At 65.5% G+C, this 13,109-nt stretch carries 9 protein-coding genes; 3 read left to right on the forward strand and 6 right to left on the reverse strand.

Translation table 11 applies throughout. The features are described 5' to 3' along the window. Positions 1–3,042 carry a bifunctional [glutamine synthetase] adenylyltransferase/[glutamine synthetase]-adenylyl-L-tyrosine phosphorylase gene (locus L1F31_RS09130; protein ID WP_265420316.1) on the forward strand — a complete coding sequence of 1,014 codons (3,042 nt, stop codon included), beginning with the start codon at positions 1–3 and terminating at the stop codon, positions 3,040–3,042. 46 nt (positions 3,043–3,088) lie between these two features. Here the strand turns inward: L1F31_RS09130 and L1F31_RS09135 are convergent, their stop codons facing one another. Together L1F31_RS09135 and glnA are read right to left on the reverse strand one after the other, a co-directional pair. Further along, positions 3,089–4,555, reverse strand: coding sequence for a mycothione reductase (locus tag L1F31_RS09135; protein ID WP_265420317.1), 1,467 nt, complete (start codon positions 4,553–4,555; stop codon positions 3,089–3,091). 125 nt (positions 4,556–4,680) lie between these two features. Further along, entirely contained in the window at positions 4,681–6,105 is a 1,425-nt protein-coding gene (gene glnA, locus L1F31_RS09140; RefSeq protein WP_265420318.1) for a type I glutamate--ammonia ligase, read from the reverse strand. Between the two features lie 143 nt (positions 6,106–6,248). On the opposite strand from glnA, the gene L1F31_RS09145 reads away from it, so the two are divergent. Next, positions 6,249–6,689: an RDD family protein gene (locus L1F31_RS09145; protein ID WP_265420319.1), complete on the forward strand. Its 441-nt coding sequence runs from the start codon at positions 6,249–6,251 to the stop codon at positions 6,687–6,689. A gap of 180 nt (positions 6,690–6,869) precedes the next feature. On the opposite strand, the gene L1F31_RS09150 is transcribed toward L1F31_RS09145, so the two are convergent. The 3 genes from L1F31_RS09150 to lipB are packed head-to-tail and all read right to left on the reverse strand — an operon-like array spanning position 6,870 to position 9,364. Further along, positions 6,870–7,607, reverse strand: a complete 738-nt coding sequence (locus L1F31_RS09150) for a DUF4191 family protein (RefSeq protein WP_265420320.1) — start codon at positions 7,605–7,607, stop codon at positions 6,870–6,872. Between the two features lie 55 nt (positions 7,608–7,662). Then, a complete protein-coding gene (gene lipA, locus L1F31_RS09155) occupies positions 7,663–8,715 on the reverse strand; it encodes a lipoyl synthase (RefSeq protein WP_265420321.1) in 1,053 nt (350 codons plus the stop codon). Positions 8,716–8,725: 10 nt separating this feature from the next. Then, positions 8,726–9,364: a lipoyl(octanoyl) transferase LipB gene (gene lipB, locus L1F31_RS09160; protein WP_265420322.1), complete on the reverse strand. Its 639-nt coding sequence runs from the start codon at positions 9,362–9,364 to the stop codon at positions 8,726–8,728. A 157-nt stretch (positions 9,365–9,521) separates the two neighbouring features. Between lipB and L1F31_RS09165 the strand changes: the two genes are divergently transcribed. Further along, the gene (locus L1F31_RS09165; protein WP_265420323.1) at positions 9,522–11,144 is read left to right on the forward strand and encodes a hypothetical protein; all 1,623 of its coding nucleotides are present in this window, start codon (positions 9,522–9,524) and stop codon (positions 11,142–11,144) included. Positions 11,145–11,228: 84 nt separating this feature from the next. Here the strand turns inward: L1F31_RS09165 and sucB are convergent, their stop codons facing one another. Next, positions 11,229–13,109 carry a 2-oxoglutarate dehydrogenase, E2 component, dihydrolipoamide succinyltransferase gene (sucB, locus tag L1F31_RS09170; RefSeq protein ID WP_265420324.1) on the reverse strand — a complete coding sequence of 627 codons (1,881 nt, stop codon included), beginning with the start codon at positions 13,107–13,109 and terminating at the stop codon, positions 11,229–11,231.

The raw sequence follows: 13,109 nt of genomic DNA on the forward strand, positions 1-13,109 counted from the left end.
ATGGCAGGAATCACCTCACGCACGACCAGCGTCCCGGAGGCGACGGCCCGATTCCTCCACGAACTCGATGAGCTTCTGGGTCAGCCTCTGGCCACGGATTCGCGATTCGTCGACCTGCTCATGGCCACCCCCGATCCGCACGGGGCCGCCCTGGGACTGCTCCGTGTCGTCGAAGCCGCCGGGAAGGACTCCGCTGCGCTGCTGAAAGCGGTTCGGTCAGGGACCTCTGACTCCTTGGCCGAAGACGAGCTCAACCGACCGCTGTTGGCTCGTCTGCTCGCGGTCATGGGCACCTCGGAGGCGATGGTCGACCATCTGGTCCGCCACCCTGACTCTCTGCCTCTGCTGCTGGCACCCGATGCCTTCCTGCTGATCTCGACACCGGCCGCCTCGGCGGTGGCCCTGCGCGAGGACATGCTCAGGGCGGTCGGCGCAGACCCCGCAGATTCGGCCCCGCAGGCCGCGGTGACCGGGGACGAGGGGATCAAGGCACTGCGCCGGACCTACCGGGACGCGGTTCTGCGCCTCGTCGCCGATGATCTCGCCGCCGAGGCGCCGGAGGAGATCGTCGATCATGTCATGGCGGTCCTGTCAGATCTGGCCGCCGCCGCGCTCGATGCCGCTCTGGCGATCGCGCGTGCCGAAGCCGATGGCGGCGGCGACGTCCGCCTGGCCGTCATCGCTCTGGGCAAGACGGGCGCCAGGGAGCTCAACTACGTCTCCGACGTCGACGTCGTCTTCGTCCTCGACTCCGCGGCCGACGAGGACACTCGCAGCCTCGCCACGGACCTGGCCCAGCGGACCCGAGCCGTTCTCTCCGACGCCGGCGGCGAACCGGCGCTGTGGGAGGTCGACACGGCCCTGCGTCCCGAGGGCAAGGCGGGGGCACTCGTGCGGACACTCTCGGAATTCGAGCACTACTATGCCGACATCGCGCAGAACTGGGAGTTCCAGGCTCTGCTCAAGGCCCGTCCTATCGCCGGTGACGTCGGAGTCGGCGACCAGTTCTCACAGTCGCTGCTGCCATTGGTGTGGAAGGCTGCCAGTCGTGAGGGCTTCATCGACGGCATCCGATCGATGCGGCGTCGCGTCGTCGATCTCATCCCCGCCGCCGAGGCGCCTCGTCAGATCAAACTCGGCCGCGGGGGTCTGCGCGATGTCGAGTTCTCCGCGCAGATGCTCCAACTCGTCCACGGCCGCACCGATGAGGACATTCGGACCCCGAATACGCTGGTCGCGCTCGAAGAGCTGGGTGAGCACGGATATATCGGGCAGCAGGACGCGTCCGTGTTCTCCACTGCCTACCGGTTCATGCGCGTCGTCGAACACCGTGTCCAGATTCCGCGGATGATGCGCAACGCCCTCATCCCTGACGACGATGGGAAGCTGCGGATGCTCGCCCGGTCGGTCTTCCGCTCCGGATCCCGCACCGGCGCCCGCTTGGAAGAGACCCGGCGCGACTTCGCCAGACAGGTCACCCGTCTGCATGAGCAGATCTTCTACCGGCCGATCCTCGAAGCGGCCGTCGGAGTCCACGGGGCTGTGGTCGACGCTCATAAACGCGGTTCGAGTCTGCAGGCGGCAGCCGATCGTCTTCAGGCCTTCGGCTACCGCGACCCGCAGGGATCTCTGGGGCATATCAAGGCGCTCACAACCGGAGTGTCGCGGACGGCGATGGTCATCAAGCAGGTGCTGCCGGCCCTGCTCGATTGGTTCTCAGACGGTGTCGAACCCGACCGGGCACTGCTGGCATTCAGGCGACTGAGCGAATCGCTGGCGTCCTCGGGATGGTTCCTCAAGATGCTGCGAGACTCCGGACTGGCCGCAAAGTCGGTCGCCGATGTGCTGTCCCTGTCCGGCTATGCCACCGAACTGCTGCTGCGTCAGCCCGCCGCCGTGGCGTGGTTGGACAAGTTCGACAATCTCACCGCCCGTGACCAGAAGGTGCTGACCGCCGAGGTCGACGGTCTGCTCAGACGCCACGGTGCGGTTGCCGTGACGCCGATTCGGGAAACGTACAGCCGTGAGCTGCTGCGCATCGCCCTGCGCGATGTTCTCGATGTCGGCGACCGGGCGGAGATTCCCGGCGACCTCTCCGACCTCATGGACCTCGCCGTCCGCGGTGCGCTGGAAGCGGTGCGCACTGACCTCGATGCCCCGGAGATTCCCGACTACGAGTTCGCTGTCATCGCCATGGGGCGCTGGGGCGGGCGAGAGATCGGGTACTTCTCGGACGCGGACGCGATGTACGTCTTCCGGCCGAAGAACGATGGCCTCGACGCCGAGGCCAAGGGGAGACTGAGCAAACACCTGAACAAGGTGGCACTGCAGCTGTCCACACGACTCAAAGCCAGCGAAGGGGCTCAGGGCGTGGACCTCGATGCGGATCTGCGGCCCGAGGGCAAGAACGGTCCGCTCGTGCGCAGCTTCTCGTCGTTCCAGGCCTACTATGCGAAGTGGTCACAGCCGTGGGAGGCTCAGGCCCTGTTGCGTGCCCGTCCTGTCGCCGGGGACGAGGATCTCATCAAGGACTTCCTCTCGCTCATCGACCCGCTCCGGTATCCCACTCAGATGCCGCAGAAGGCGCTGACGCAGGTGCGTACGCTCAAGGCGCGGATGGAAGACGAACGACTGCCCCGCAACGCGGACAAACGCCGCCACCTCAAGCTCGGTCGCGGCAGTCTCTCCGATGTCGAATGGACCGTTCAGCTCATCCAGCTCGAGCACGGACATGAGCTGGAGGGACTGCGGACGACATCGACCCTGCAGGCGCTGGAGGCCGCCACCGAGGCCGGGCTGCTGCCCGTTGAGGATGCGCAGCAGCTGGCGGCGGCATGGCAGCTGGCTACCGACGTGCGTTCGGCCGTGATGCTGTTTCGCGGACGCACCGCGGAATCGCTGCCCGGCGACCATACCGAGCTCGAGGCCACGGCCCGCCTGCTCGGCTATGCCGCAGGCGAGGGCCATGACCTCGAAGACGACTATCTGCGCACGACCCGGCATGCGCGTGCCGTCATGGAGCACCGCTTCTACGGCTTCTGAGCGGCTCCGGACGGCTGCACGCAGCCCGGCTGCTGTGCACCGCCGGTCAGTCGTCGAATTCGAGTCCGAGGAGTGCGTTCTCGACGACCTCGGGCAGGGCCGGGTGGATCCAGTACTGCCCGGTGGCCACCTCGTCGGCGGTCTGTCCGAACGCCATCGCCTGAATGAGCGGTTGGATGAGCATCGAGGCTTCGTGCCCGACGATGGATGCGCCGAGGATGAGTCGGCTCTGACGGTCGGCGATGATCTTCACGATGCCGGGGTCATCAGCCATCGCCCAGCCGTAGGCGACATCCGAGAACTGCTGGACCTTGACGGTGATGTCGTGGCCGGCGCCCTTCGCCTCCTGTTCGCTCATCCCGAGGTAAGCGACCTGAGGGGAGGAGAAGACTGCTCCTGGCACGGCGTGGTGATTGACTGCGGCGAGGTCATCCTCGCGGGCGGCTCCAGGCTGACCTGCAGCGACATCGGCGTCGAGGTTGCGTCCGACGATCTTCGCCTCATGATTGGCCACATGCTTGAGCTGGTGGGGTGAGCAGATGTCGCCGAGCGCGAAGACACCGGGCACCGGCGCGCCCGCCGACAGCACGCGCTGATGGCGATCGACTGCCAGCCGCTGTCCGTCGGTGACATCGAACCCGGCGGCGGCGACATCGAGTTCGGCGGTGTTCGGGACGCGGCCGGTCGCGATGAGGACTCCGTCAGCGGTGATCGTCTCCGGCAGATCCACCTCGCCGAGGCGACCGCTGGGCTCGAGGCCGAGCGTGACCTCGCCGTCGGCGACGTCGATGTGCTTGGCCTGGGCACCGTGGAGGACGGAATGGGAGGAGTCGAAGATGCGGGTGAACTCATCGGCCGCCTCGGCGTCGATGCTGCCCAGCAGTCGGGCACCGCGGGCAAGCACGGTGACCTCGGTGCCGAGGGCGGAGAAGACGTGGGCGAACTCCATGGCGATGATGCCGGAGCCGATGATGACCAGGCGCCGCGGTTGGCCCGAGCGCCGCATCACAGTGTTCGAGGTGAACACCGGATAGTCCGCTTCGTCGACGCGTGCGGCGTCGAGTCCCTCGATGGAGGGCACGACAGGGTGGGCACCGGCGGCGATGACGATGCGATCAGCGGTGATCTCCTCGCCCGAGGCAGTGCGCACGCTCTTCTGACCCGTGAAGTGAACGTGTTCGGTCACAACGGTGATATTCGGCTGTCGATCGCTGCTGCGGTAGTCGCGGCCCCCGGATTCGATGGCGTCGATGCGGGAGAAGATGCGGTCCTGGAGGCCTGCCCAATCGATCTGCGGGTGTGTGGGGGAGAGGTTGTAGCGGTCGGCCTGCGCGGCCTGTTCTGCCAGCGTCGCAGGGTAGACGAACATCTTCGTCGGGATGCAGCCGACATTGAGGCAGGTGCCCCCGAAATGCCATTCTTCGGCGATGGCCGTCTTCAGTCCCTTGAACCGCTTGTCGAGGAACATGTTCCCCGAACCGGTGCCGATGAGCAGCAGATCGTAGTGCGTCAAGGTCGAACCCTCCAATAGTCAGTGTTCCGGCCCGCAGGAGACGGGACGAAGATGCGAAAAGGCGCCACGGGTGAAAACCCGTGACGCCCTCACTCTATTCCCCTCTGGCGCAGTGCGCGCCGGGATCAGAGTGCGTAGTAGAGCTCGAACTCGGTCGGAGTCGGACGCAGGCGTGCGACATCGAGTTCGTTCTCACGCTTGATCCGGATCCAGGTTTCGATGAGATCGGGGGTGAACACGTCTCCTGCGGTGAGGAAGTCGTGATCCTTCTCGAGTTCGATGAGCGCCTCGTCGAGCGTGCCCGGCACGAGCTTGATGTCCTTGGCTTCCTCCGGGGGCAGCTCGTAGAGGTCCTTGTCGATGGGCTCCGGCGGCTCGATGCGGTTGCGGATGCCGTCGATGCCGGCCATGAGCTGCGCGGAGAACGCGAGATAGGGGTTCGACGAGGGGTCGGGCACGCGGAACTCGAGGCGCTTGGCCTTCGGGGAGGAGCCGGTGACCGGAATCCGGATCGCAGCCGAGCGGTTGCGTGCCGAGTACACGAGGTTGACCGGTGCTTCGTAGCCGGGGACGAGCCGCCGGTAGGAGTTGATCGTCGGGTTCGTGAACGCCAGCACGGCACCGGCATGCTCGATGAGTCCGCCGATGTACCAGCGGGCGAGGTCGGACAGTCCGCCGTACCCGTTCTCGTCGTAGAAGAGGGGCTCACCGTTCTTCCACAGCGACTGGTGGCAGTGCATGCCGGATCCGTTGTCGTCGAACAGCGGCTTGGGCATGAAGGTCGCTGACTTCCCGAGCTCGAACGCGGTGTTCTTGATCACGTACTTGAAATCGAGCAGCTGATCACCGGCATGCTGGAGAGTCTTGAACTTGTAGTTGATCTCCTGCTGACCGGCGGTGCCGACCTCGTGGTGGGCCCGCTCCATCTCGAAGCCGATCTGCTCAAGTGTCAGCGACATCTTGTCGCGGATGTCGGCGTACTGATCCTGCGGGGAGACAGGGAAGTAGCCGCCCTTGAACGGAGTCTTGTAGCCCTGGTTGCCGCCGGGCTCGTCGGTGCCCGTGTCCCAAGCGGCCTCCTGGGAGCCGATCTTGTAGAAGCTGCTGCCCGGAGTGTTCTCGTAGCGGATGGAGTCGAAGAGGTAGAACTCCGCCTCGGCGCCGAAGAAGACGGTATCGGCGATGCCGGTCGATTCGAGGTAGGCCTCGGCCTTCGCCGCCACCTGGCGCGGGTCCCGGGAGTAGGGCTCATCCGTGAAAGGGTCGACGATCGAGTGGGTGACGACGAGGGTCTTGGCCTCACGGAACGGATCGATGTACGCGGAGGTGACATCGGCGAGCAGCTTCATATCGGATTCGTGGATGCCCTGGAAGCCCGTGATGGAGGACCCGTCGAAGAGCAGACCTTCGGTGATCTCCTCCGTGCCGTAGGAGGCAGCGGGGAGGTTGAAATGCTGGACCACACCGGGCAGGTCGCAGAAACGGACATCGACGAATTTGACGTCGTTGTCCGAAATGTAGTTGACGAGTTCTTCAGCAGACGAGAACACTTAGGTCTCCTAGTTCGAGTACGGTGGCCGTTTGTCGTGACCACGCTCAATCCTAGTCGCCCCAGAATGAAGTAGTGATGACGCTCATGTTTCGGGCATGTTTCCTGAGGATTCACTCAGGCCGGATTTCGTAGGCTGGGAGGGTGATCAATCGTGACGACCTCGGTTCCTGGCTCGAAGGACCCCGGTTCGACAGGGAAGAAGACGACTGGCCCGGCAAGCGGCTCGGTCTGCCTGTCTCCGGCTCGCATTCTCTGGCACCTGCGTGGAAGCGGATCCTCGCACTCATCGTCGACTGGCTGATGTGCCTGGCGATCGCCAATGCCATCGACCCGACGAACCCGATTCTGGCACCGGCCTTCTTCGCCCTGGAGAACTTCCTGCTCGTCGGCACGCTCGGGTATTCGGTCGGCCATCGCATCTTCGGCATCGAAGTGCGCAGACTCTCCGGACACGTGCCCGGGCTCCTCAAGTCACTCATCCGGGCTGTGCTCGTCGTCCTCGTCGTGCCTGCCCTCATTTTCAATCGTGACAACCGCGGACTGCACGACCTCGCAGCTGGCACAGTGATCCTCCGCCGCTGACCCACCCCTCTTACTACCTGACGGGTCCCCAGCAACCTGGCGCCAGGTTGCTGGGGACCCGTCAGGTAGCAACTGGGGGATGTGGAAGCGGCGCCGACTCTCAGTGAGTCGGCGCCGCTTCAGTGTGCGACAGAGTGCGATCGTGCGATCGGGACGGCGTTGCCGCCGTCTCGTCTCAGATCAGCGTCCGCGCATGGCCTTGTGGTTCGGACGGGCCTTGTTCGGGTCGATGCCCTTGGGAATCGGGGGACGCGTGCCCTGCGTGCCCAGCGCCGCCAGACGATTGCGCACGGCCAGCACCTCGGCACGATTGAGTTTGCGCGGCAGCTTCTGCACTGTCGGAACGACCTGCTTCATCGTCAGCTGGCCCTCTTCCTTCCCGCCCTGAAAGGTGTGGACGGGAACGTTGGGCAGAATGCGCTCGTGGCGCTTCTTCTCCTTGGCCAGCAGCTTCGCACTGCGTCCCTTGGGCCCCTCGCTGAGCAGCACGACACCGGAACGACCGGTCGAGCGGAAGACGAGGTCACGGCTCTTCGGGTCGGCGGCGATCGGCTTCTCATCCATGAGGTAACCGCGACGAGCAGTATTGAGAACGGCACCGAAAGCACCCGGCTGCCCGTCCATCTGCGCGAACGCCGCGGTCTCGGCGAACCGTCCGAGCATGAACATGCCCAACAGCAGACCGAGCATGAAACCGAGGATCGTCGTGAAGATCGCAGTGGTTCCGCCGATGAGCAGGCCCACGAGGAGCCCGATGAGCGTGAGGCCGAGCACCGCCGCAGCCAGGAGCCACGGAGTCGCCTTATTGTGCTTGGCGGACAGCTCATAGACCTGCCGCATCTGGGCCAGACGACCAGGTTTCTTGTTCGGATCCTTCGGCTTGCGCCGGAAAAGTCCCTTGCGGGGTTCTTCGCTCATTCTCTCACTTGCTCTAGCGGGGCGTCGCGGCGATGCCACGTGGTGGCGAACGCCTTCATTGCTCAGCAGTCAAGTCTACCTCTTCGCCGGGACCGAAGGTATCCACGACGGCCTGAGCTTCCTGCTTCGCTGGGGTGTGCTTGTCCAGGTGCTGCAGGTGAGAGGGGATCTGCTCCCCGCGCCTGCGCATCGCAGTCGCCCAGAGGCGACCGGCACGGTAGGACGAACGCACGAGCGGACCCGACATGACACCGAGGAACCCGATCTCCTCGGCGGCATCGCGGAGCATCACGAAGTCGGCCGGCTTGACCCACCGGGTCACGGGATGGTGCCTGGGGGAGGGGCGCAGGTACTGGGTGATCGTGATGAGATCGCATCCGGCGTCGTGGAGGTCCTGGAGTGCGGAGATGATCTCATCGTTCGTCTCGCCCATCCCGAGGATGAGGTTCGACTTCGTGACCAGTCCGGCCTCCCGGGCCTGAGTGATCACGGACAGCGAGCGCTCGTATCGGAATGCGGGCCGGATGCGCTTGAAGATGCGCGGGACCGTCTCGACGTTGTGGGCGAGCACCTCGGGGCGGGAGGAGAAGACCTCGGCGAGCTGATCGGGCTTCGCATTGAAGTCCGGAATGAGCAGCTCGACTCCGGTGCCGCGACCGTCGACGTATTCGAGATCGTGGATCTGGCGCACCGTCTCGGCATACAGCCAGGCGCCGCCGTCCTCGAGGTCGTCGCGGGCGACGCCGGTGATCGTGGAATAGCGCAATCCCATCTCCGCCACCGAGGCGGCCACACGGCGAGGCTCGTCCGCGTCGAATTCCGCCGGTTTGCCGGTGTCGATCTGACAGAAGTCGCAGCGCCGGGTGCACTGTTCGCCGCCGATGAGGAAGGTCGCCTCGCGGTCCTCCCAGCATTCGAAGATGTTCGGGCAGCCGGCTTCCTCGCACACTGTGTGCAGGTCCTGCTTGCGCACGAGCGACTTGAGCGAGGTGTACTCGGGTCCGATGTGGGCCTTGGCCTTGATCCAGGCGGGCTTGTCCTCGATCGGCGTCTCGGAGTTGCGTGCCTCGACTCGCAGCATGCGGCGGCCTTCTGGTGCAATCGTCATCGGAGTTCTCCTAGGCAGTGATGGTTTCTTGCAGAATCTCGTCGAGGCGGCCCGCCGTGTCCTCCGGCGTCACCGTCCGTCCGATCTCTGCGCTGATGGAAGTCGTGTCGGCGTCCGTGATCCCGCAGGCGATGATGTTCTCATACGCGCCGAGATCGTTGCTGCAGTTGAGCGCCAAGCCGTGCATCGTCACGCCTTCGTGGATGCGGATGCCGATGGCACCGACTTTGCGATCGCGGCGGATTCCGTCGCCGAGCAGCCAGACCCCGGCGCGCCCGTCGACGGTCGTGGCTTCAAGCCCGTATTCGGCGAGCAGCGTGATCATCGCGTCTTCGAGCTGAGACACGAAGAGACGGACGTCCTTGGGGTCGTTGAGGCGGTAGATGAAGTAGGCGACGAGCTGACCCGGACCGTGCCAGGTGATCTTTCCTCCGCGATCGACGTCGATGACTTCGGTGCCATCGGCCGGGAGGTCGGCCGCCTCGGTGCGCTTTCCGGCGGTGTAGACCGGGGAGTGTTCGAGGTACAGGACCGTCGACTCCCTGTCTCCGGCGAGCACCTCTTCGTGATATCTCTTCTGCATGTCCCAGGTCTGCTGATAGTCCGAGAGGACCGGAGCGAACCCGAGCGTTTCTGTGGCCAGGGGCATGGCTCCACACTATGACTCTTGCACCGCGGGTTCAATCTGGGCGCTGACGTTCGAGAAGGGCTCTTCGAAAATGTGACCCTTGACAACACGCCCGTCACGCGCGCACCATTAAACATCAACAAACGACTTCAACTTGCATCAATGGAGATGACGAAACATGACATGGGAGTTTCAGGCGATGATCTCCGACGACGTCTGCACCGTCATCGGACCCGCGGGCGAGAGCGCGTGGGGAATCGACAACGGCGACGTCGATGCCGGCAGCCCTGAGAGCCTGGGCACCGCCGAGGTGGATCTGCCCACCGGGCGACGGACTCTGCTGCTCGTGCGTGCTCTGCCCGGCGGCCTCGTTCTCGACGTGGTGCGTGCCTATCAGGGACTGACCGAGCCGGAGCTGTGCACCCTGTTCCTCGGCGTCGTCTCCGAACTCGGAGACTGTTCACGTCCCGAAGAGCGCCTGAGCCTGCGGGCGTTCGGACTCGATTCGGTGGGCAGGCCCACGCTCATCCCCGGTATCACGACAGCCTTGGTCACCTCACCGCGCCGGGCCGTGGGGGAGATGCTCTATCACGCCGCAGTCGGGCGCCCCTGGGCCGAATGCCTGCTCCCGGTCAATCTCGCCCTGTCTGATTCGTCACAGACCCTGCGGGCCGTCGTCGCCGACCTGCTGGCAGATTCCTCCGCCGACTCGGGGCTGAGTGCGGCACTCACCGAGGTGGCCGAAGCGATGCGGGCACTCGCCGTTCCGGTTCCGCTGCCGCTGGTCCCGGCGGATCGTGATCTCGCCCCCGAAACGGCGTTGACGGCGCGTCTGCGAGCCGCATCCGACCATCCCCTGGGGCGGGTGCGGGAGCAGCGCACCGAGGCACTGGTCGGCACTGCTGACGGGGTCCCCGCCGGGTATCGTCCGGAGGCGAGCCTGCCCGCCGAGGTCCGTCTCGCGGCAGTCGGCAGGACGACGCTCGGGGCGGGGCACGGCACGGCGGCGACAGGTGCCGAACCGGACTCGGAGCCTGCAGGCCCGACGCCACCGCACCAGGGTTCGCCGGCGACTGCTCTGCGCGCGGCGAGCAGACGGTCTCAGCGAAGGAGGTCAGGGTCACGCCCGAGACGGGCGATGCCCGCAATCCGTCGGTGGGTGCTCGGACTGTTCGAGGCCCGGCCGCATCGCCTCAAGCCGTCCTTCCGGAGTCGCTGGTTCGTCGCGGCGGCCCTCTGCCTCACCGTGGTCGGTGGGTTCGTCGTCTGGCGATCGTGGACGGCCGCCGATTCCGCTCAGCCGACGGAGGTGGTGGGGTCTCAGAACGAACAGAGCCCTCACACAACTCAGGACCCCGAGGCGGAACCGGGTCCTGAAAGGGAACCGGGCCCTGAAAAAGAGGCGAGCCCTGATGAGGAGGCCAACGATGCGGCTCAGGTGAGCGCCGAAGATGTGGCCGATGTGCTCACTCGGCTCTGCGCCGACCGCGCCCAGGCGCTCAGTGACGGCGACGCGGCAGCCTTGAGTGAACTCACCGTGCCCGGGTCCGCTGCGGCCGCCGCAGATGAGCTCATCGACCATGCTGTGTATGCCGGCTCGGAATATTCCATTGAGGTCGACGCCGTGAATGTCGTGGAAGTCGGGGAGAACCGGATCGTCGCCTCGGCGACCATGCACTCGAGCGCCGGCACCGGTGCCAGTGCCGAGGACTTCGGGGCGCAGTCGGTCGAATTCGTGCTCAAGCGCCTCGGCGAGGCATGGCGCGTCGAGCAGGTCACAGAGCGGGCGAGCTCGTCGTGAGTGGCAAGGACGAACCTGTCGTGAATGGCCCGAGGGGCCGACCAGGAATGGTCGGCCCCTCGGCTACGTCATGGAGAGGAAGACTCAGAGGTCGAGATCGGCCTCGAAGTTGCCCTCTTCCAGACGTGCCTTGATGGTCTGCAGGAAGCGTCCCGCATCCGCACCGTCGACCAGCTGGTGGTTGTAGGTCAACGGCAGGTACACCATGTCGCGGATGGCGATCGACTCGTCGCCATCGGCCGTCTTCACGGCGATGGGGCGACGGACGATGGCACCCGTGCCGAGGATGCCCATCTGCGGCTGGTTGATGATCGGCGTATCGAACAGCGCACCGACCGAACCGATGTTCGTCACCGTGAAGGTGCCGCCCGAGAGCTCGTCCGGCATGATCTTGTTGTTGCGCGTCCGGTCAGCGACATCGTCGATGGCCTTGGCGAGGCCTGCGACGCTGAGGTCACCCGCGTCCTTGATCACCGGGACCAGCAGACCGCGTGGAGTGTCCACGGCGACTGCCAGATGCTCGTGATCGAAGTAGGTGATCTGCTGCGACTCGAGATCGTACTGGGCGTTCACCTTCGGGTGCACCTGGAGTGCCTCGACGATGGCCTTGGCGAAGAACGGCAGGTAGGTGAGCTTCGAGCCGTGCTTGGACTGGAAGGCTTCCTTGTTCGCCTTGCGCAGCTTGACGACCTGAGACATATCGACTTCGATGACCTGCGTGAGCTGAGCAGAGACATCGAGGGACTCGCTCATGCGCTTTGCGATGGTCTGCCGGATCCGCGAGGCCTTCTCCGTGGTGCCGCGCAGCTTCGCGACCTCTTCGGGGATCTCGACCTTGAACGGAGCCTTCGGCGCACCGCTGGGTGCGGCAGCTGCGGCGGGTGCCGCGGCAGGTCCGTTCTTCGCAGCGGTCTCGACGTCCTGCTTGCGGATGCGACCGCCGACGCCGGTGCCTGTGACCTGCGAGAGATCCACACCCTTCTCACGCGCGAGACGGCGCACGAGCGGAGTGACGTAGGCGGCGTTCTCGCCGACGGTGTCGGCTGCGGCCGGTGCCTGAGCGGCGGCCTCGACGGGTTCCTCTGCCTGCGCGGCCGAAGCGGCCTGAGCGGAGGATGTCTGAGCCGGCTTGGGAGCGGCCTCCTCCTTCGGCGCTTCCTGCTTGGGCGCTTCCTGCTTGGGAGCCTCCTGAGCAGGTTCTTCCTGCTTCGGTGCCTCCTCGGCGGGAGCTTCCTCCTTGGCGGGAGCCTCGTCCTTCGGTGCTTCATCGGCGGGGGCATCGTCCTTGGCGGGTGCTCCGGTGCCGACGCGAGCCAGGGGTGCGCCGACCTCGACGGTCTCGTCCTCTTCGGCCAGGTGTGCCTGGACGGTTCCGGCGACGGGGGAGGGCACCTCGGTGTCGACCTTGTCGGTGGAGACCTCGAGCAGCGGCTCGTCGACCTCGACTTCTTCGCCGACTTCCTTGAGCCAGCGGGTCACTGTGCCTTCGGTGACGGATTCGCCGAGAGCAGGCATCGTGATCTCGGTGCCTTCACCGGAGTCTGCCGAGCCTGAGGACGACGCAGCGGGAGCAGACTCTTCGGCCTCTTCCTGCGGAGCGGTTTCCTCTGCAGCCGGCGCCGACTCTTCGGCAGGTGCCGAGTCTTCGCCCGAAGCTTCTTCGGCAGGCTCGTCATCGGACGAAGCCTCCTCGGCCTCCGGTGCGGAATCGTCGTCGGACGATCCGCTGCCGTCACCGATGTAGGCGAGATCTCCACCGACCTCGACGACATCGTCTTCGTCGGCGAGGATCTTCTCCAGCGTGCCCGCGTACGGGCTGGGGATCTCTGTGTCGACCTTATCGGTCGACACCTCGAGCAAGGGCTCGTCTACTTCGACTTCGTCGCCGACGGACTTGAGCCAACGGGTGACCGTGCCCTCTGTGACCGACTCTCCGAGAGCCGGCATCTGAACGGAATTCGACAT

The sequence above is a fragment of the Brevibacterium spongiae genome (assembly GCF_026168515.1).
Taxonomy (GTDB): domain Bacteria; phylum Actinomycetota; class Actinomycetes; order Actinomycetales; family Brevibacteriaceae; genus Brevibacterium; species Brevibacterium spongiae.

Coding starts and splice junctions, on each gene's coding strand:
- lipA (WP_265420321.1), bottom strand. CDS start 8,715: ATGACGATTGCACCAGAAGGCCGCCGCATGCTGCGAGTCGAGGCACGC.
- L1F31_RS09130 (WP_265420316.1), top strand. CDS start 1: ATGGCAGGAATCACCTCACGCACGACCAGCGTCCCGGAGGCGACGGCC.
- L1F31_RS09165 (WP_265420323.1), top strand. CDS start 9,522: ATGACATGGGAGTTTCAGGCGATGATCTCCGACGACGTCTGCACCGTC.
- lipB (WP_265420322.1), bottom strand. CDS start 9,364: ATGCCCCTGGCCACAGAAACGCTCGGGTTCGCTCCGGTCCTCTCGGAC.
- sucB (WP_265420324.1), bottom strand. CDS start 13,109: ATGTCGAATTCCGTTCAGATGCCGGCTCTCGGAGAGTCGGTCACAGAG.
- L1F31_RS09150 (WP_265420320.1), bottom strand. CDS start 7,607: ATGAGCGAAGAACCCCGCAAGGGACTTTTCCGGCGCAAGCCGAAGGAT.